The 19,859-nt window shown below is 62.2% G+C and carries 18 protein-coding genes; 13 read left to right on the top strand and 5 right to left on the bottom strand.

Features of this window, described 5'->3' with window-relative positions; all coding sequences use genetic code 11:
* Positions 1-83: 83 nt before the first annotated feature.
* The gene (locus tag AYM40_RS10940; RefSeq protein WP_063496247.1) at positions 84-1,181 is read right to left on the bottom strand and encodes a YgfZ/GcvT domain-containing protein; all 1,098 of its coding nucleotides are present in this window, start codon (positions 1,179-1,181) and stop codon (positions 84-86) included.
* A 78-nt stretch (positions 1,182-1,259) separates the two neighbouring features.
* On the opposite strand from AYM40_RS10940, the gene mltG reads away from it, so the two are divergent.
* The 9 genes from mltG (at position 1,260) to AYM40_RS10895 (ending at position 9,912) form a co-directional block, all read left to right on the top strand.
* Positions 1,260-2,270, top strand: a complete 1,011-nt coding sequence (gene mltG, locus AYM40_RS10935; RefSeq protein WP_063496246.1) for an endolytic transglycosylase MltG — start codon at positions 1,260-1,262, stop codon at positions 2,268-2,270.
* Positions 2,270-2,890 (top strand): dTMP kinase, encoded by a 621-nt coding sequence (gene tmk, locus AYM40_RS10930; protein ID WP_063496245.1) that lies wholly within the window; start codon positions 2,270-2,272, stop codon positions 2,888-2,890. Before mltG ends, tmk begins: the two co-directional genes overlap by 1 nt.
* 93 nt (positions 2,891-2,983) lie before the next feature.
* Positions 2,984-4,030, top strand: a complete 1,047-nt coding sequence (locus AYM40_RS10925; protein WP_063496244.1) for a DNA polymerase III subunit delta' — start codon at positions 2,984-2,986, stop codon at positions 4,028-4,030.
* A 106-nt stretch (positions 4,031-4,136) separates the two neighbouring features.
* A complete protein-coding gene (locus AYM40_RS10920) occupies positions 4,137-4,655 on the top strand; it encodes a GNAT family N-acetyltransferase (RefSeq protein WP_063496243.1) in 519 nt (172 codons plus the stop codon).
* 70 nt (positions 4,656-4,725) lie between these two features.
* Complete coding sequence (locus AYM40_RS10915) at positions 4,726-5,517, top strand: TatD family hydrolase (protein ID WP_063496242.1); 792 nt, start codon at positions 4,726-4,728, stop codon at positions 5,515-5,517.
* Positions 5,518-5,569: 52 nt separating this feature from the next.
* Positions 5,570-6,310 (top strand): ankyrin repeat domain-containing protein, encoded by a 741-nt coding sequence (locus AYM40_RS10910; protein ID WP_063496241.1) that lies wholly within the window; start codon positions 5,570-5,572, stop codon positions 6,308-6,310.
* 229 nt (positions 6,311-6,539) lie between these two features.
* Positions 6,540-6,896 carry a Rap1a/Tai family immunity protein gene (locus AYM40_RS10905; protein WP_063496240.1) on the top strand — a complete coding sequence of 119 codons (357 nt, stop codon included), beginning with the start codon at positions 6,540-6,542 and terminating at the stop codon, positions 6,894-6,896.
* A gap of 168 nt (positions 6,897-7,064) precedes the next feature.
* Positions 7,065-8,477: an alpha,alpha-trehalose-phosphate synthase (UDP-forming) gene (gene otsA, locus AYM40_RS10900; protein WP_063496239.1), complete on the top strand. Its 1,413-nt coding sequence runs from the start codon at positions 7,065-7,067 to the stop codon at positions 8,475-8,477.
* 367 nt (positions 8,478-8,844) lie between these two features.
* Positions 8,845-9,912, top strand: coding sequence for a glycosyltransferase family 4 protein (locus tag AYM40_RS10895; protein WP_063496238.1), 1,068 nt, complete (start codon positions 8,845-8,847; stop codon positions 9,910-9,912).
* Between the two features lie 139 nt (positions 9,913-10,051).
* Here AYM40_RS10895 and AYM40_RS10890 read toward each other — a convergent pair whose 3' ends face one another.
* The 3 genes from AYM40_RS10890 to AYM40_RS10880 all read right to left on the bottom strand — a co-directional run bounded on the left by AYM40_RS10890 (position 10,052) and on the right by AYM40_RS10880 (position 12,097).
* Complete coding sequence (locus AYM40_RS10890; RefSeq protein ID WP_063496237.1) at positions 10,052-10,639, bottom strand: YSC84-related protein; 588 nt, start codon at positions 10,637-10,639, stop codon at positions 10,052-10,054.
* A 360-nt stretch (positions 10,640-10,999) separates the two neighbouring features.
* The gene (locus AYM40_RS10885) at positions 11,000-11,446 is read right to left on the bottom strand and encodes a hypothetical protein (RefSeq protein ID WP_063496236.1); all 447 of its coding nucleotides are present in this window, start codon (positions 11,444-11,446) and stop codon (positions 11,000-11,002) included.
* Between the two features lie 354 nt (positions 11,447-11,800).
* The gene (locus AYM40_RS10880) at positions 11,801-12,097 is read right to left on the bottom strand and encodes a PsiF family protein (RefSeq protein WP_063496235.1); all 297 of its coding nucleotides are present in this window, start codon (positions 12,095-12,097) and stop codon (positions 11,801-11,803) included.
* Positions 12,098-12,585: 488 nt separating this feature from the next.
* Between AYM40_RS10880 and AYM40_RS10875 the strand changes: the two genes are divergently transcribed.
* Together AYM40_RS10875 and AYM40_RS10865 are read left to right on the top strand one after the other, a co-directional pair.
* A complete protein-coding gene (locus tag AYM40_RS10875; protein ID WP_063496234.1) occupies positions 12,586-12,882 on the top strand; it encodes a YciI-like protein in 297 nt (98 codons plus the stop codon).
* A gap of 583 nt (positions 12,883-13,465) precedes the next feature.
* On the top strand, positions 13,466-14,614 hold the full coding sequence (locus AYM40_RS10865; protein ID WP_063496232.1) for a DUF6566 family protein: 1,149 nt from the start codon (positions 13,466-13,468) through the stop codon (positions 14,612-14,614).
* Positions 14,615-14,702: 88 nt separating this feature from the next.
* Here AYM40_RS10865 and AYM40_RS10860 read toward each other — a convergent pair whose 3' ends face one another.
* Positions 14,703-16,256 carry a mannose-1-phosphate guanylyltransferase/mannose-6-phosphate isomerase gene (locus tag AYM40_RS10860; protein ID WP_063496231.1) on the bottom strand — a complete coding sequence of 518 codons (1,554 nt, stop codon included), beginning with the start codon at positions 16,254-16,256 and terminating at the stop codon, positions 14,703-14,705.
* 644 nt (positions 16,257-16,900) lie between these two features.
* On the opposite strand from AYM40_RS10860, the gene AYM40_RS10855 reads away from it, so the two are divergent.
* Positions 16,901-18,298, top strand: a complete 1,398-nt coding sequence (locus AYM40_RS10855; protein ID WP_063496230.1) for an undecaprenyl-phosphate glucose phosphotransferase — start codon at positions 16,901-16,903, stop codon at positions 18,296-18,298.
* Positions 18,299-18,388: 90 nt separating this feature from the next.
* Positions 18,389-19,843 (top strand): UDP-glucose dehydrogenase family protein, encoded by a 1,455-nt coding sequence (locus AYM40_RS10850; protein WP_063496229.1) that lies wholly within the window; start codon positions 18,389-18,391, stop codon positions 19,841-19,843.
* Positions 19,844-19,859 lie beyond the last annotated feature (16 nt).

The following is a 19,859-nucleotide window of genomic DNA, read 5'->3' as shown; positions in this document are numbered from 1 at the left end:
GGGAGTCTCCCGGGAGGTAGTTAGAGTGCCGGCACCGACTGGGCAGCGAATGGATTGCGGATCTTTATGGAGCAGCGGAGTGTTTAAACCTCAGCCGGCAACCCATACGGCAACGCCAGGAACGTCAGCGCCGGACCGTCTGCTGCGCCCAGATGCACCGAGCCGCCTTCGAGCGCAGCCAGCTTGATCTCCACCAGCACATCGACGCCACCCTCCGGCGCCGACGCCGCGTTCACCACCATCCCGCATGGCTGGCCCGGATCGTCCGAGTGAAACAGTTCCGCGCCGGCCTTGACCGTTTCCAGTTCGCCCGCCACGTTCGCGAGCGAGGTGCGCCGCTTGATCGTGCCGCGATACTGGCTGCGCGCCACCACTTCCTGACCCGGATAGCAGCCTTTGCGGAAATTGACCGCGCCGAGTACGTCGAAATTGACCATTTGCGGCACGAACTGCTCGACCACCGGTTGCGTGATGCGGGGTTCGCCCGCGCGAATGTCGAGCCAATCCCATACCGCCGGCGACACGCGCTTGAGCTTTCCATCGAGCAGGGGCAACTGCGCCTCGATCGCGGCCTTCGGACCCACCCACAGATAGCGCAGCCGGCCGAGCGCGTCCGGAACGCGAATCAGCGAACCCGCCGTGCCGTCCACCTGCACATGCACGCCGTCGGGCAAAGCATCGAACACGCCGGAAAGCGCTTTGCGCACGTCGCCGGCGAGGCCCACCACCGCCAGTTCGCCGCTCGCATCCACGAGCCTGGCCTTGGCGCGCAGAACGAACATGGACAGCCGCTTTTGCACGGCGGCCTGCACGTCTTTCGACACCAGCAGGCGGATCCCGTCGCTCGTGCGCCACGTCAGAAACGACGCCAGCAATCGGCCCTTCGCCGAACAGTAGCCCGCAAGGCGCGCATTGGCGGCGTCGAGATGCTGGGTGTCGTTGGTCAACTGGCCATGCAGGAAGCTCGCCGCGTCGTCGCCGGTGACGTCGATCACGCCGAACTGGGTCAGCGGCATGTAGGCGCCGTGTTGAATGACGGCGTCGAATTCATCAGCGGCGGGGCGCGGCAAGACAGGGAGTCTGACGGGCGCGGAGGCCTGTGCCGCGGCAGCCGTGCCCGTGTGAGCAACTGCGGGCGCAACTGAAGGGGTGCCTGAAGCGGTAGCGAGCGGTGTGTTCATGGATTCCGAGAACAGTCAATTCTGACTTTAGCTAAGGCAAACAAGTATTATATGAGGTCCAACCCAGCCACGTTTCGCATGTCCCTTCTGAAGAAATGTTTCGTCGCCGGCTCAATCGTCGTTGTGCTGGCCGCAGCCGCCATCGCAGGCGGCTATCACTGGGCCACCAGCCCACTTGATTTAACCCCCGCGCAACTCGATGTCACCGTCAAACCGCACAGCAGCTTGCGCAGCGTCACGCTGCAGCTCAACCGTGGCGGCGTGCCGGTCCAGCCTGAACTGTTCGTCATCATGACGCGCTTGCTCGGGCTGCAAGGCAATCTCAAATCCGGCAACTACGAGTTCAAGACAGGCATCACGCCGTACGAAGTGCTGCAGAAAATCGCGCTCGGCGACGTCAATGAATACGTGGCGACCATCATCGAAGGGTGGACGTTCAAGCGCATGCGCGCCGAACTGGATGCCAATCCGGCGCTCAAGCACGACTCGATCGGCATGAGCGATACCGATCTGATGAACGCGATCGGCGCACCGGAAGCGTCGATCGGCAATGGCGAGGGGCTGTTTTTCCCGGACACCTATCTGTTCGACAAGGACACCAGCGATCTGGACATCTATCGCCGCGCCTACCGGCTGATGCGCGTGCGTCTCGATGAGGCGTGGATTGCCCGCGCGTCGAACCTGCCGTACAAGACCCCGTACGATGCATTGACGATGGCATCGATCATCGAAAAGGAAACTGGCAAGCCATCGGACCGGTCAATGGTGGCGGCCGTGTTCGCGAACCGTTTGCGGGTGGGCATGCCGCTGCAAACCGACCCGACCGTGATCTACGGCATGGGCGATGGCTACACCGGCCACATCAGGAAGAAAGACCTGCAGACCGACACTCCCTACAATACCTACACCCGGATGGGGCTTCCGCCAACCCCCATCTCGCTGCCCGGTGTCGCATCGCTGCAGGCGGCGATGAACCCGGCGCAATCCACCGCGCTGTACTTCGTGTCGCGCGGCGACGGCAGCAGTATCTTTTCTGACACCCTCGGCGATCACAACAAAGCCGTGGACAAATACATTCGAGGGCAATGATGGCGCGGGGCAAATTCATCACGTTTGAGGGCATCGACGGTGCCGGCAAGACCACCCACCTGGGCTGGTTTCGCGAACGCCTCGAAGAGAAGGTCGCGAGCACCGGCCGCTCGGTTGTCATGACGCGCGAGCCGGGCGGCACATCGCTCGGCGAACAGATTCGCGAGATCGTGCTGCATCAGAAGATGGACCTCGAAACCGAAGCGTTGCTCATGTTCGCGCTGCGCCGTCAGCATCTGGCCGAAGTAATCGAGCCGGCGCTGGCGCGCGGCGACTGGGTGCTGTCCGACCGTTTTACCGACGCGACCTTCGCCTACCAGGGCGGCGGCCGCGGCCTGCCGCGCGACAAGCTGGAAACACTCGAACGCTGGGTGCAGGGCGGTTTTCAGCCGGAGCTAACGGTGCTGTTCGACCTCGCGCCGGAAATCGCTAGCGAACGGCGCAGCGCCGCGCGCGATCCGGACCGGTTCGAAAGCGAGTCGGAGGCATTTTTCAACCGCACCCGCGCCGAATATCTGCGCCGCGCGGAAGAAGCCCCGTACCGGTTCGCTATCATTGACTCTTCGCAGAGCATCGCACGAATTCAGAAGCAACTCGAAGAACTGATCGCAGTTCTTTGATTCTTAAAGAATATAATCCTGAATTATAACGGCGGCAGAGTTCGCTTGGTGTCTCATCAAGTGTCGTCAACCGATTGATTTAAAAGAGAAACGATGATTTATCCGTGGCAAGCCGATGACTGGAATCGCCTGCAGCAGTTGCGTGGGCACTGGCCGCACGCCTTGCTGCTGCATGGCCAAGCGGGGATCGGCAAGCTGCGCTTCGCGCAGCACCTCGCGCAAGGGCTTTTGTGCGAGGCCCAGCAGGCCAACGGCGAGCCCTGCGGCGCGTGCGTGGCGTGCAACTGGTTCACGCAGGGCAATCATCCGGACTATCGGATCGTTGTGCCCGAAGCGCTGGCCGCCGAAGCCGGCCTCGGTAACGCCGCCGCGGACGAAAAAGCCGAAAAAGCCGAGAAGGCCGAGGGCGACGAAGGCAAGAAGAGCCGCGCGCCCAGCAAGGAAATCAAGATCGAGCAGATTCGCGGCCTGCTCGATTTCGTCGGCGTCGGTTCGCACCGTGGCGGCGCGCGCGTGGTCGTGCTGTATCCCGCCGAGGGGCTCAACATCGCCGCAGCCAACGCATTCCTGAAAACGCTGGAGGAACCGCCGGCGGGCGTGGTGTTTTTGATGGTGTCGGCGCGCATCGACCGCCTGCTGCCCACCATTATCAGCCGCTGCCGCCAGTGGCCGATGACGATGCCCGCGCCAGAGGTCGCCACGAAATGGCTGGCCGCGCAAGGTGTCGCCGAAGCGCCCGCGCTGCTCGCCGAGGCCGGCGGTGCGCCGCTCACGGCCCTCGCACTGGCGAGCGACGAGAACCGCACGTTGCGTGACTGGACCCTCAAGCAACTCGCCGCCGGCGCCGAGTGCGACGCCTTTGCTTGCGGCGAGGCGCTGCAGAAGCTGCCGGTGCCGCTCGTGCTCGGCTGGCTGCAGCGCTGGATGTACGATTTGCTGGCGCAGCGCACGGCCGGCGTGCCGCGCTATTTTCCGCAGGCGTCGACCGCATTGACGCGCTGTGCAGCGCAAGCCGACGCCAGCGCGTTCGCGCGCTTCATGCGCACCGTGACACGCCAGCGCGCCGTCGAGAACCATCCGCTGAACGCGCGGTTGGTGTTCGAAGAACTGTTTATCGGCTATCGCGAGCTGTTTGCGTAGTCTGCAGATGGCGGCCGGTCCGGCCCGGGGCTGGCGTGCCTTACCGCGCCGCGCCCACCGGTGAGTGCGTCCGCTGATTCATCTTCCATCTCACGTTCAAAGCACCATGAGCCTTTCCTACCGCGATGCCACGCTCGACGATCTGCCCGCGATCGTCGCCATCTACAACTCGACCGTGCCGTCGCGGCAAGTCACCGCCGATCTCGAACCGGTGAGCGTCGAAAGCCGTCTGGCGTGGTTTCACGCGCACGGCCCGCAAAAGCGCCCGCTGTGGGTGGTGGAAGATCCGCAGCAGCCCGGCCGGGTGATCGCGTGGCTGAGCTTCTCGGACTTCTACGGCCGCCCGGCCTATCTGCGCACCGCCGAAGTCAGCATCTATCTGGACGAAAGCGCGCGCGGCAAGGGGCTCGGCAAGCAACTGCTGGCGGCCTCGCTCGCGGCGGCGCCGGCGCTCGGCATCGACACGGTGCTGGGCTTTATCTTCGGCCACAATGACGCGAGCCTGCGCCTGTTCCGCGCGTTCGGTTTCGACACGTGGGGGTCGCTGCCGCGCGTCGCGGTGCTGGACGGCGTGGAGCGCGATCTGGTGATTGTCGGCAAGCGGCTCGACGCGGCCGCCGTCTGACTGGCAAGCGGATTCACCGCCTGTTCGGCGGCCAGATTCACACCCAGCTATTTATCAGCAGGACACCATCATGTTTGTCGATTCGCACTGCCATATCAACTTCGAAGGACTCGCCGACCGCCTGCCTCAGGTGCTCGAGAACATGCGCAGCCATTCGGTCACGCATGCGCTGTGCGTCTCGGTCGACCTGGAGACGCTGCCCTCTGTCCTCGCGATCGCCAGCCAGCACGAGAACGTGTTTGCATCGGTCGGGGTGCATCCGGATCACGAGGACATGCGCGAGCCGAGCCTCGCCGAACTCGTCGAACTGGCCGCGCATCCGAAGGTGGTCGCGATCGGCGAGACCGGCCTCGACTACTATCGCCTGGAAGGCCGCACGATCGCCGATATGGAATGGCAGCGGGAGCGCTTCCGCACCCATATCCGCGCGGCGCACGCCACGAAGAAGCCGCTGATCATTCACACGCGTTCATCGGCGGAAGACACGCTGCGCATCATGGCCGAGGAGCGCGCGAGCGAGCCGGGCGGCGTGATGCACTGCTTCACCGAACCGTGGGCGATTGCCGAACAGGCGCTGGCGCAGAATTTTTACATTTCGCTGTCGGGCATCGTCACGTTCAAGAGCGCGACCGACGTGCAGGACGTCGCGCGGCGCGTGCCGCTCGAGCGCTTGCTGATCGAAACCGACTCGCCGTATCTCGCGCCCGTGCCGTATCGCGGCAAGCCTAATGAACCTGCGTACGTAAGTTATGTCGGACGCTTCATCGCGCAGCAACGCGACATACCGGAGACGGCGCTGGGCGCCGCGACGACACAAAACTTCTTCCGGCTCTTCAAGATCCCCACGCCAGCTGGCATGTGATTGGCAAAGCCGATAAATATCAAAAGGATAGGGACGTTTCCTAAAGTAAGACATGACAAATTATTCGACTTCGGCCGCAGCGTTGCAAGAGACTTCGGCGGTGCAAACCGCCTTCGGTTCGGCACGCCGCGGCGCATCGCGCCTCGCGCTGGCCGCCACGCTCGCCTGCGCCGCATTGACTTCGCTGCTCGCCTCGCCGGTTCAGGCCGCGCCGATCGACTCGCTGATCAAGTCGGTTAAATTCGACGACGTCGACAGCGTCAACAAGCTGCTCGCCAAGGGCATGGACCCGAACAGCGTCGACAACCAGGGCTTCCCGCTGCTGGTGATCGCCGCGCGCGAGAAGTCGGACAAGGTGGGCGCCGCGCTGCTCGCCAATCCGAAGACCAACATCGAGATCCAGGACAAGGCTGGCGAGAACGCGATGATGATGGCCGCGCTGACCGGCGACCTCGATTTCGTCAACCTGCTGATCGCGAAGGACGCCGAAGTCAACAAGAAGGGCTGGGCACCGCTGCACTACGCGGCTGCGAACGGCAACGACGCTATCGTCAAGGTGCTGCTCGATCATTCGGCCTACGTCGACGCCGGCTCGCCGAACGGCACCACGCCGTTGATGATGGCTGCGCGTGGCGGTCACGTGTCGACGGTGAAGCTCCTGCTCGACAACGGCGCGGATCTCACGGTGAAGAACCAGATCGGCATGACCGCGCTCGATTTCGCGAAGACCTACAAGGAACCGGACGTGGTCGAAGGACTCACCGCGCGTCTGCAGCAGATGCAGCAGAAGTGAACTGCGCGAAGAACCGGCGCATCGGCGGCCGGCGCGCTCGCCGCACGAGCGCGGGCCGCCGGATTGCTGAAACGCCGGCTGCCCGTTCACACATTTGCCCGCACATAGCGGTTGTCGGCATGCCTGCCGCTTCGCAAAACAGTGCAGAATGACGGCTTGGCGCGCTACGAGGCGCGCCGGTTCGATGCGGCGCAAGACCGCCTGATAAACGACCCTGGAAAGGAACACCATGCTGCGGGCTTTGATTTTCGCCAGCGCGCTTGCCGTACCGCTATCGGCAGCCGCGTTTACAGGGGGCGACCTCAACAAGCTGTGCACGAAGACCGATATTGCATCGCGTAGTGCGTGTGCCGCGTATATCGAAGGCGCTGCCGACGGTATCTTCAACACGATCGACGCAATCGGCGGCACCACCGGCCCGCGCGTCGGCCAGTACTACTGCCTGCCGGCGGACGCGCGCTCGGCGCAACTGACCGACGCGGTACGCAAGTACATCGCCGAGAACCCGATCGTTGCGGGCTATAACGCCAGTACGGCGATCTCGCTGGGACTCGGCAAGGCATTTCCTTGCAGAAGCGGCAACTGATCACGCACTAAAGCAGTCGAACCGTCCATCTGATCCACGAACCTGGCGTGGTTTTGTCTGCGCGGCCTGCTTCACCGGCTAGATTCCTCTGAGGCGTTGTCGTGCCGGAGCAGGCGAAGTGTTTACAGCACATCGGCCGCGCCGTGCGAACCAAGGAGGGCTGCCAACATGGGCCGACTGATCGTCGTGTCGAATCGCGTCGCAACACCGACGGAAACCAAAGGATCGGCGGGTGGCCTTGCGGTCGGCGTGTTCGGCGCGCTGAAGGATGCAGGAGGCGTGTGGTTCGGCTGGAGCGGCGACGTGGTGAGCGAGACCGTCGCCAACGCTGGTCCGACGCTGGAGCAGGACGGTGCCGTGACCTTCGCGACCGTCGGGCTGACGCGCAAGGACTACGACCAGTACTACCGCGGCTTTTCGAATGCGACGCTGTGGCCGGTATTCCACTATCGCAACGACCTCGCGCGTTACGAGCGCGAAGAGTACGCGGGCTACCGGCGCGTCAACGCATGGCTCGCGCACAAGCTGATCAGGCTGCTCGAGCCCGATGACGTGCTCTGGATTCACGACTACCATCTGATCCCGTTCGCCGAAGCGCTGCGCTCCGAAGGCGTCACGAACCGCATCGGCTTTTTCCTGCACATTCCGTTTCCCGCGCCGCAGATTCTGCTCAACATTCCACCGCACGAAGAGTTGGTGAAATCGCTGTCGTGCTATGACCTGCTGGGCTTCCAGACCACGACCGATGAACTCGCTTTCCACGACTACGTGACACGCCACGCGCGCGGCACCGTCAGCGGCGGCAATCAGGTCGAAGCCTTCGGCCGCAAGTTGCGTACGGGCGTCTATCGGATCGGCGTATTCCCCGATGAAATCGCCGAACAGGCCAAGCGCTACGAAAGCCGCCAGCACGTACTCGATCTGAAGCAGAGTCTGGAGGGCCGCAAGCTGATCATGAGCGTCGACCGGCTCGATTACTCGAAGGGGCTCGTTGAACGGTTTCGTGCGTTCGAGCAGTTGCTGGAACGCTCGCCCGAATGGCGCGGCAACGTCACGCTTGTGCAGATTGCGCCGCCGACCCGGTCGGACGTCGCCACGTATCAGAAGATCCGCCAGGATCTTGAATACGAAGCGGGGCGCATCAACGGCCGTTATTCGGGCCTCGACTACACGCCGATCCGCTATCTGAATCAGCAGTACGACCGCTGGAAGCTGATGTCGCTGTTTCGCGAGTCGCAGATCGGCTTTGTGACGCCCTTGCACGACGGTATGAACCTGGTCGCGAAGGAGTACGTCGCCGCGCAAAATCCTGACGATCCTGGCGTGCTGGTGTTGTCGATCTTCGCGGGCGCGGCCGCGGAGCTGACCGGCGCGCTGCTGGTCAATCCGCACGATGCGATCGGCATGTGCGAGGCCTTGCAGCGTGCCTTGCAAATGCCGCTCGATGCGCGCCAGCAGCGTCACGAGATCAACATGGCGGCGCTGCGCAAGAACGATCTCGGCGTGTGGCGCGATACCTTCCTGAACGATTTGCGCAATGTGCCCGTGCAGAAGCCTGGCAAAGGCGGTGGGCATAAGTGATGGTGCGTTTGAACGATGTAGTGTCAGCGGGCGCCCGGTGGTGCGCGTCGGTTCGAAAGGTGTCTGCGTGCCGAGGACGTTGGCCATTGCGGGGTATCGGTCGCTGCGCGAGTTGATCGTATCGCTCGGCAGTTGAGATAGGGCCACCCGGTTTCTTCTCGATCATGTAAGCTGAATGTAACAGTGCACAGGAATTGCAAAGCCGAGGGCTTTTTTGTTGCGCCCTGGTGAATAATGCTTTGATGCGGATGGTGCAGGCGGACACCCGGCGTTCACTGCATCGATGGAGAGGGACCGGCGCTGTCATACGCAGCGCCGCTGACGTGCACCGCCATTGGCGCAAGCCGTCAGTTCACGGAGACAAAATATGAAGATTGCGCAGATCGCCCCTTTGACCGAATCGGTGCCGCCAAAGCTATACGGCGGCACAGAGCGCGTCGTGTCCTACATCACCGAGGCGCTGGTCGACCTCGGCCATGACGTTACGCTATTCGCGAGCGGCGATTCCGTCACGAGCGCAAAGCTCGAACCGGTATGGCCGCGCGCGCTGCGTCTGGATCCGGGGATCCGCGATCGCATCGCGCCCCATATGCTGTTGATGGAACTGGTGCGCCGCCAGGCCGAAAACTTCGACGTGCTGCATTTTCACCTCGACTACTACTCGTTTTCGGTCTTCAAGCGTCAGGAGACCCCCTTCGTCACGACGATGCATGGCCGCCTCGACTTGCCCGAGCAGCAGCCGGTATTCGACACTTTCAATACCGCGCCGGTGATCTCGATTTCGAATTCGCAGCGTCATCCGTTGCCGCAGGCCAAGTGGCTCACAACCGTCTATCACGGTCTGCCGGAGCAGCTCTACACGCCGCAGCCCGTCGAGCAGAAGTACCTCGCGTTTCTGGGCCGTATCTCGCCGGAAAAACGGGTCGATACCGCAATCCGGATTGCCGGGCGCTGCGGGATGCCGATTCGCATCGCCGCGAAGGTGGATGCCGCCGACCACGAATATTTCGAGCGTGAGATCCGGCCGTTGCTGGACTTGCCGCATGTCGAGTTCATCGGCGAGATCGCGGATAACCAGAAGGCCGAGTTTCTATCGGGCGCGCATGCGCTGCTCTTCCCGATCGACTGGCCGGAGCCGTTCGGCCTCGTGATGATCGAAGCGATGGCGTGCGGCACGCCGGTGATTGCGTTTAACCGCGGCTCGGTGCCGGAAGTGCTGGACGACGGTGTGACCGGCTTTATCGTCGAAGACGAGATCGGTGCGGTGGCGGCGGTCAATCGCCTGCATAAAGTGCCGCGGGCGGGTGTGCGGCAACGCTTCGAAGAGCGCTTCACGTCGCACCGGATGGCGCAGCAGTATGTTGACGCGTATCAGTCGGTGATTCGCGCGCAGAAGCGCTCGCGCTTCAAGGTGATCGATACGTCGGGGAGCTGAGCGCGTAGCGTCGCCTCACGCGGCAAAAGAGCGGCGTAGCGTCGCCTCACGCGGCAAAACGAAAAAGAACGGCGACGTGCCATGCGCATCGCCGTTTTTTATTGCTGCGGCGCTCAGGGCCGGCCAATGGAGCGCGGGCCTAGATTTTCAGGCGCGACACCTTGGTGCCCTGCAGCGAGATATCGGCCATCAGGCCGGAGTTGGTCAGCACGAATACTTCGACCGGGGCGGTTGCCGTGGTCGTGTCGATCGCGCCGTTGGCGCCCATCTTCACCAGCGCGACGGAGGCGTCGCCGCCCGCCGACCAGCCGTCGGCGTTGCGGAATGTGTCGAGCGAGTCCTGCGTCATGAACAGGAAGATGATGGCCTTCGACTGCGCGCCTGCCGTCAGACCGAGCGAGCCGGAAACCGTGCTGTAGTAACCCACTGTGCCGCCGCCGACGCGCAGCGCACCTTCGCCATACTGGCCGCCGACGATGAAGCCCGCTTGCAGCACCGACGGGAACACCAGTACGCCGCGCGCCTTGGAGACGAGTTCGCGCGAACCTTTCACGGTCGTGAACAGGCGCGAGATGGTGCCGTCGACGCTGGCATCGATCGACTGGCGTTTGGATGCATCAGTGGAGGGCGTGCTTGGACTGCTGCTGGTGGTCGTGCAACCGGTGAGGGCAAGGCCTCCGAAAGCGAGCGCAGCGGTCGTCTTCAACATGAAGTTTCGTCTTTGCATCGTTTTTCTCCGTCGTGGTTCCTGGGCACAACCTCATGGGTGTTGCCGGGTTGCCTTTAAGTTATATCACACGCAAGCGGGGAAGGCGTACTTCGCCGTTCGGCGAAAAGCCTTGTGTGGCGGGGGTTTGCGACCCATCGCAGGGCGCGTTGATGTAATTTTGACCGGCTGCGGGAGAGCGTTAAAACGACGCTCGGACAGGGCGTTCGAATGGGTTCCCGACGAATCGTGCCGGGCAGGGGCGGGCTCGCCGGCGGGTGCACTGGACCGTCTCAAGGACCCGTTTTTACCGATTTTTCGCGGTCACGATTCGCGTTGAAATCGAACTGAAAGTGTTGCCTTCGCGCTGCATCCGCATCCTCACCCGTGGTTCACCGGACTTTTGACAGGCGGGCGCCGCAGCGCGCGGCGAATCATCCCGATCAACACGCCGATCAGGAACAGCGTGATAGCCGGCACGATCCAGTAGCCAACGAACGCATGCCAGAGGTAAGCCATGAGCGTAGAGCGGCGCACGCCATATTCGTTGCGGGCGTCCTGCTGGCGCGGCGCATTGGCGGCCAGCACATCGGCCGGGCAGCCGGCGGCTTGCGCCTCGTCAGGCTTGCCGTGGCAGCGCGCGGGCGCGCCGGCGGCGCGTTGTGCGTCGGTGAAATTCCAGGTGGTCAGCGCGCGGTCGAGGTCGACGGCGTTGTACGCCATTTCCTCCCGGATCTCGCTGACCGCAACGATCGCCACGGGCACGGCCCAGAATATGATGACGACCAGCCACCGCCTCAACCAGCGGTTTTTATGCTTCGATACCATCCTTGCCTCCGATGGGTGCTCTGCAGCACCAACGACAAGATGGCGGCCCGTCTAATGTTGTGTGTGGGGGTGGGCCGTCTCCGCAGCCATCATAGAAGAAAAATGGCGCATTCGCGCGGATGGACAGCGAAGGAATCAGTGGCGCGAGAGCGGTTGCCGGGGAAATGAACTGCGAAGAAGAGCGGGAGTAAGGACCGAAGCAACGGCAGAAGCAAGGACAGAAGCAAGGACAGAAGCAAGGACAGAAGCAAGGACAGAAGCAAGGACAGCCGCCGCGCCGGACAGCGGCGCGGCCCCGTTCGAGCAATGCGCCGTTGAACGCGCGGCGTGTGGGCTGCGCCGATTGCCTCGCGTTCAGTTAGCCGGCGCGGACGACAGGCAGGTCTTCATGAACGTCTTGCGGTCGTCGCCCTTCTTGTCGCCGGCTTGCGTGTTGCACGCCTTCATCTTGTCCTGCTGGCTCATCGGTGCTGCGGCAGCCGGCTTGGCGGACAGGCAGGTCTTCATGAACGCCTTGCGGTCGTCGCCTTTCTTGTCGCCGGCCTGCTTGTTACAGTCGGCCATTTTCGTTTGCTGGCTGTTCTGCGCGAACACCGGCGATACGAGGACAGCACCCAGCACCAGCGTAGCGATAGCGGATTGGATTTTCATGTGACACTCCATCGGTGGTGAAAACGTTTTTTTGGCGGCTCATGCGCACGGGCGTCAAGGGCGTCCAGGGCGCCTCGCGCACGTCCGTTATGGCAAATGCTGTCCAGGGCGCATCGGCACGTCCGTTATGGCAAATGCTGTCTGCCAGAACGGACAAAGGCGTGCTCCGGTTGACAAGCGCTCACGCTGGTTTTCACCTACACCGCAAGGATGGCGATGCTCCGGCGAATGAAACGGCTGAATCGCAGCAGTGCAGAAATATGATATGCAATCCGGAATAATTGGCGCGGCGCATGCCAATGAATTGGCTCACCGTCATTTGAAATAGGTGATCAAATATTAAGCATTAGATCCACATTGCTGCAGATGCAAATGAATAGGAAATCCGCGAAAAATACCATTGACTACCCTATGGGTAATCTTGACTCGAATTCCTGCGCCGATGCGCCGCCCACTGTCTTCGTCACGCGAACCAAAGGAGGCTCGCCATGCACTATCTGTTGATCTATGACCTCGTACCGGACTACCTCGAACGGCGTGGCGCGTATCGCGACGCCCATCTGACGCTCGCCTGGGCAGCAGCGGCGCGCGGTGAATTACAACTGGCCGGCGCGTTGACCGAGCCCGTGGACACTGCCGTGCTGCTCTTCGAAGGCGACTCTCCTGCAGCCGCCGAAGCTTTTGCCAGAGCCGATCCGTATGTGCTCGCGGGGCTCGTGGCGAACTGGCGCGTACGCCAATGGATGACTGTGGTGGGTGCGGGCGCGGCGAACCCGGTGCGCTAGAAGCAAGCCGCTCGGCCACGCTCGCGCGGCGCCGAGAGGAAGGCGAACAGCATGAAGAAGCGCCGCGTTCGCTTGCGCGGCCCGTGCGCCTCGATGCCAGTCAGGTGCTGGCCATCCGCTGCGCCCGCGCGCTTCCCGGCCGGGGAAAAATACGCCAAAAGCACATGAAAATGCATTGTGGATCAAATGCCTGTTTCGTAAAGACAATTCGCCGAATTTGTCGTGTCATTGTGCTGTGCAATAGTGTCTTTCGAAGCTGGAACCGACAGCCGTTCTGTTACAGCAATGCGTGAAATGACGCAGCAAAAAGGACAAGATTGTTTCCATCCGTAACACTTGTCTCAACGATATTCATGCAAACCCTGGTGATGGTATGCTTCGTGCACAAATTCTCCCACGCACGAGTGAGACCACGTTTTGTGCTTCGCAATAGGGACAAATCGCACTAAGTCAGTGCGATATTGACCAACAGACAGAACGTACAAAACATATTTGTGCAACCGAAGGCTGCACACGGATCGTGAAAGTTGAATCCGTGGCCGCCCAAAGCCGCGGCCCGGCCAGGCTGCGTGGAGAAAACCCCATGTTTTTTGATGAGCTAAGCAATGACGAATGGGCGCTGCTAGCAGCGCTTGTGTCCGATGAGCCGGCCGTTCGTCTGAACCGACGCGGACGGCCCCGCGCCGAACCGCGCATCGTGGCGAATGCCGTCCTGTGGATTTTGACAACTGGCGAACCCTGGTCGAAGCTGCCGGGGCGCTATCCGTCGGGCCCCACATGCCGGCGCCGTTTTGAAGAATGGCAGTTGAACGGCACCCTCCTCGAGATGGTTCGGCTGTTGTCGCAAACCGGGCGCACCTTCGCGTACGTCCCGCAACCGGCACCGCCCGTCACGGCCAAACCGGCAGCACCGGTAGCGGAAACCCCCAGCGTGCGCGACGAAAGTCTGCGTGGTGTGTCGTGGAAGAGCCCCGAATCGTGGCAAGCGCCCGGTGTCTCGAGCAGCCTGAGCAACTGGCGTCCGGCCGATCCGATCGCCGATATCACACGCCAGTTGTCCGGGCTGACGAACGTGCCGCCGGTGTCCCGTGCATCTTCGGCGTCTTCGTCGCCCTCGTCACTCGCAGCACGGCCTGCCGTGCGCGCCGGTGTGCAAGGCACGCACGAAGCGCGAGCGGTGGACGCGGCCATGCATAGTCTGGATTCGGCCATTGCTTCGGCACGCCGCACGCAACAGCTTGAGGAGCAGCGCAGCCCGCTGTCGATGAATCTCGCGCCGCGCGGCACGCAGGTCGCCGACCGGCGCGGCTATGTGATCTACGTTGCGGCGGAGCAGGTTCCCAACGCCATGTATCGCGCGTGGGCGGAGATCATGAAGGACGGCAAACGCGTCGAGCGTTCCGGCCTCGTCGGCCCGCGCTTTGAAGAGGCCGACGAAGCGGAGCGATACGCGCTCGAATGGGCGCGGCAGTGGATCGACCGCGAATGCCGCACACAGGCTGCAGCCGACGCCGCACCGGCAGTCAACGCGGCGGCGGCGCGCCCGTTGCCGGCCATGCGTCATGTACCGGCGCCGGTCACGGTGAATCACGGCGGCCCTTTGCACAGTCCTTTCAATGCGTTCCGTGGACCGCTGCGCCGTTACCCCAGCGAACCGGCAGCGCCTGCGACCGAAAGCAGTGAATCAGATCGTTTCCCGCTGTACCCGGAACTCATCTCCCAAGCGGGATGAGCACGGCTGTAAGCGCGGCGGCTAGCGCAGCAGCACCCCGCGGCCGTTAGGAGCAACCGCCGCAGGTTCCCGCTTCATCCGTTGTGAATCATTGACGTCCATACGTGTCGTCGAAGCGCACGATATCGTCTTCGCCGAGATACGAACCCGACTGCACCTCGATCATTTCGAGCGGCATCTTGCCCGGGTTCTCGAGACGGTGGGTGACGCCCAGCGGAATATAAGCCGATTCGTTTTCGGAGACGATGAAGCGCTCTTCACCCCGCGTGACGAGCGCGGTGCCGCGCACGACGATCCAGTGTTCCGCGCGGTGATGATGCATTTGCAACGAAAGCCGTGCACCGGGTTTCACGACGATGCGTTTCACCTGGAAGCGCTCGCCGGTGTCGACGGAATCGTAGTTGCCCCACGGGCGATGCACCTTGCGATGGTTGGCCGCCTCCAGCCCGCCATCGTTGCGAATCCGTCCGACAATCTTCTTGACGTCCTGCACGCGCGATTTGTCCGCGACCAGAATCGCATCGGCCGTTTCGACCACCACGAGATCCTGCGTGCCGACGCAGGCAATCAGGCGTCCTTCCGAATGCGCGAAGGTCGAAGCCGCCCCTTCGAACATCACGCGGCCGCGGCCCACGTTCTGGTGGGCGTCTTTCTCCGAGATGTCCCAGATCGCGTCCCACGAGCCCACGTCCGACCAGCCCGCCTGCAGTGGCACGACCACGCCGGACGCGGCGGTCTGATCGTTACCCAGTTGCTCCATCACCGCGTAGTCGATCGAATTCGACGGCGAGGCGCTGAACGCGTCGCGTTGCAGGCGGAAGAAATCGCCGTCCGCTTTGCCGCCTGCGAACGCCGCTTCGCAGGCTTCGTGAATCGCCGGCTGGAAGTGGCGGATCGCCTTCAGCCAGGTCGACGCGCGCATGATGAAAATGCCGCTGTTCCACCAGTACTCCTGCGATTCGATATAACGCTGCGCCAATTCCAGATGGGGCTTTTCGACGAAGCGATCGAGCTTGTGCGCGCCGATCTTGCCGGCTGCATCGGCGTCTGTTGCGCGAGCGTCGTTAGGCATGCAGAGCGCTGCGCCGATGCGGATGTAGCCATAGCCTGTTTCCGCACGCGTCGGCACGATGCCCATTGTCACGATATGGCCGGCAGCCGCATGCTGTACGCCGGCGGCCACTGCCGCATGAAAACCGTCGATATCGGTCACGGCGTGATCGGCGGGCATCACGACCATGATGCCGTCCTCGTCCTGCGCGGCGATCGAAAGGGCGGCCACCGTCAGCGCCGGCGCCGTGTCGCGCCCGGCGGGCTCGAGAATCAGCCGGGTCGGCTTGCCGCTCGTGCGCAATTGCTCGGCGGTGGTGAAACGCTGTTCCTCGTTGGCCACGACGACGAGCTGCTCCGCGAGCGGGTGGCCGGCTTCGAGCCCGTCGAGCCGACGAGTGGTCGACTGCAGCAGCGAGTCGTCGCCGAGCAGGCCAATCAGTTGTTTCGGATGCTGTTCGCGCGACATCGGCCACAACCGTGTACCGGAGCCGCCCGCCAGAATCACGGGATGAACCTTGAGTTTGACGTTAAGGGGCATAGCTTGCGTGGACCGGGTGTCGGCGGGAGTGGCCGTAACCGGAGCTGTCATGATGGACTCCTCGAGGCTGGGTGAATGCGTCGATTTTTATCACGAAGTAAGGAATCAATAAAAGCGCGTTAAATAGAAACTATATAAAACGTCCAATAAATTTAGCCGTTTCATGAAGGAAAAATGTCCGATTAATTTTTAAAAAAGAAAAATTACCCGAAAAAAATAGCGGGCAATTTTTTTCTCGATGGAACGATGGAAAATGGAGGCGAACGACGCGATGTAAGCTTCGTAGGAAAACAGGAAAATTGACTCACTGCCGCCTCCAGAAAGGCGATAAAAGGATATCTCAAACGCCAATTCGGTAACAATTGCCGTACAAAATTCAGAAAAAATACCGAAATTTTGACCGATACATTTTGAGATATTTTGCTGTCTTGCAGTCCGAATTTTAATGTCGCTTTATCTATACCTGTACAAGGGTATTCACTCATTCAGACACCTGATTTCCAAATCGCCAGTTCAGGAATTTTTTATCTGGAAGGTGGCAGGGCAATTAGCACCGGTTCAATCAGTTTCGCGTCGCGCATGTATCTGGCGGGCGCGAATACCGGCGTTGCGCCCCCGGCGGCAGGACTTGTGAGTGTGACGGGAATTCAATCAACCAACGGATGGCACTTGACTGACGAACTGAGGGGCACCGCATGCTGAGCGTTCTATCGAGAATCATCGACATCGCTATGGTCGCGCTAGGCGCCGCCATTGCGACGGCCGTGCACAGCGGGAAATTGGTGTGGCTGGACGACGTCCAAAGCGTGTCGCTCGCGTTCGACTGCTTGCTGGTGGTGGTGTTTTTTCCCGCGCTGGGGATCTATCAGTCGTGGCGCGGCAAGCCGCTCTACGACCTGCTGTGGCGCGTCGCGGGCGGTTGGGTGATGGTCGAAGTCACCGGCGTGCTGATCAGCTTCAGCCTGCACCGCTCGGACAGCCTGTCGCGGCTATGGCTCGTGTACTGGGCAGTCGCCACGATCGCGCTGCTGATCGTCACCAAGGTGATCGTCTATTCGATCCTGCGCGGACTGCGCCGCGAAGGCTTCAATCAGCGCGCGGTGGCGATCGTCGGCGGCGCACCGTACGGGCGGTTCCTGATCGAACAGATGCGCAGCCGTCCGGAAGCGGGCTTTAGTCCCGTCGTGGTGTTCGATGAGGACGGCACGATCAACCCTTACGAAGACCCCGACGCGAGTGACTCGATCGAAGGCGTGCCGGTGGAGCGCGATTACGCGCGGATGCTTCAACTGGTGCGTCAGCGCGCGATTCGCGAGCTGTGGCTCGCGCTGCCGATCTCGAAGGAGAAGGCGATCCACCGTTTCGTGATGGACCTGAAGAACGACTTCGTGAACATCCGCTTCATTCCGGACGTGCGCAGCCTCACGCTCTTCAATCAGCCGATGGTCGATCTGCTCGGTGTGCCGGCGATCAACCTGGCCGCCTCGCCGATCACCGATCTGCGCGTGCTGCCCAAGCGCGTGTTCGACCGTCTGTTCGCGCTGGCGGCATTGACCGCGCTGTCGCCGGCGATGCTGCTGATCGCGGTGATGGTGAAGCTGAGCTCGCCGGGCCCGGTGTTTTTCCGCCAGAAGCGCAAAGGTATCGACGGCAACCAGTTCGAGATCTACAAGTTTCGCTCGATGAAGATGCACAAGGAAGAGGCCGGCCGGATCACCCAGGCCACGCGGCGCGATCCGCGCATCACGGCGGTCGGCGCGTTCCTGCGGCGTACCAGCCTCGACGAATTGCCGCAATTCATCAACGTGCTGCGCGGCGAGATGTCCGTGGTCGGTCCGCGCCCCCACGCGCTCGAACACGACGACATCTACAAGGATCTGGTGAAGGGCTACATGCACCGTTACCGGATCAAGCCGGGCATCACCGGATGGGCGCAGATCAACGGCTATCGCGGCGAAACCGACCGCATCGAAAAGATGATGGGCCGCGTCAAGCTCGATCTGTACTACATGCAGCACTGGACCTTCTGGCTCGACATCAAGATCGTCGTGCTGACGCTGTGGAAGGGCTTTGTGGGCAGCAACGCTTACTGAGCGCCGTATTGACCGTTTATCGGGCAGTGGCCGCGCAACGCATCGCGCGACGGCTCTTCTGAATCAATTCCATTTTCCGAGGTGTAATAGATGAACCTGACGATCATCGGTAGTGGCTACGTAGGCCTCGTAACGGGCGCATGTCTGGCCGACATCGGCCACGACGTGTTCTGTCTCGACGTCGATCAGCGCAAGATCGACGTGCTCAACAACGGCGGCGTGCCGATCCATGAACCGGGTCTGCAGGAGATCATTGCGCGCAATCGCAAAGCAGGCCGTCTGACGTTTTCGACCGACATCAAGGCCGCGGTCGCGCACGGCGACATCCAGTTCATCGCGGTCGGGACGCCCTCCGACGAAGACGGCTCCGCCGACCTGCAATACGTGCTGGCCGCCGCACGCAACATCGGCCGCCATATGACGGGCTTCAAGGTGATCGTCGACAAATCGACGGTGCCGGTCGGCACGGCTTCGCGCGTGCGCGACGTAATCGCCGAGGAACTGGCTGCGCGCAACGCGAGCCACATGTTCTCCGTGGTGTCGAATCCGGAGTTCCTGAAAGAAGGCGCGGCCGTGGAAGATTTCACGCGGCCCGATCGCATCGTGCTCGGCTGCGACGAAGACGCGCCGGGCGAAAAAGCGCGCGAACTGATGAAGCGCCTCTATGCCCCGTTCAACCGCAATCGCGAGCGCACGCTGTACATGGACGTGCGCTCGGCCGAGTTCACCAAGTACGCGGCCAACGCGATGCTCGCCACACGTATCTCGTACATGAACGAACTCGCGAATCTCGCCGACCGCGTTGGCGCGGATATCGAAGCGGTGCGCCGCGGCATCGGTTCCGATCCACGGATCGGCTACGACTTCCTGTATGCCGGTTGCGGTTACGGCGGTTCGTGCTTCCCGAAAGACGTGCAGGCGCTGATTCGCACGGCAGCCGACCACAAGGCTAACTTGCGCATTCTCGAGGCGGTGGAAGCCGTCAACGACACGCAGAAAAAAATCCTCGCGCACAAGATCGTCGATCGTTTGGGCGAAGACCTGTCGGATCGCACCTTCGGCGTGTGGGGTCTCGCCTTCAAGCCGAACACGGACGACATGCGCGAAGCGCCGAGCCGTCCGCTGATCGCCGAACTGCTGCGCCGCGGCGCGCGCGTGAAGGCCTACGACCCGGTTGCGATCGACGAATCGAAGCGCGTGTTCGCACTCGATCTGAAAGACGTGCCGCAACAGCATGCGCGCCTGTCGTTCGTGAACGAGGAGATGGAAGCGGCCGAGGGCGCCGATGCACTGGTGATCCTCACCGAATGGAAGGCGTTCAAGAGTCCGGATTTCGATTCGCTCAAAGAGAGCCTCAACACGCCGCTGATTTTCGACGGCCGCAATCTGTACGAGCCGGACGCGCTGCTCGAACTCGGTATCGAGTATCACGCGATCGGCCGTCAGCACGCGCTGCGCCATGCGCCGGCGAAGGTCGGCGCGAACGGTCTGCCGATCACGGCCGGGTCGGCCCGCTCGGCCCACCCGGTCGAGGTCGGCCGGTAAGTTGGCCCATACGCCG

The sequence above is a fragment of the Paraburkholderia phytofirmans OLGA172 genome (genome assembly GCF_001634365.1).
Classification (GTDB): domain Bacteria; phylum Pseudomonadota; class Gammaproteobacteria; order Burkholderiales; family Burkholderiaceae; genus Paraburkholderia.
The sequence above is the reverse complement of the archived record's forward strand: the minus strand, read 5'-3'. Positions and strand labels throughout refer to the sequence as shown.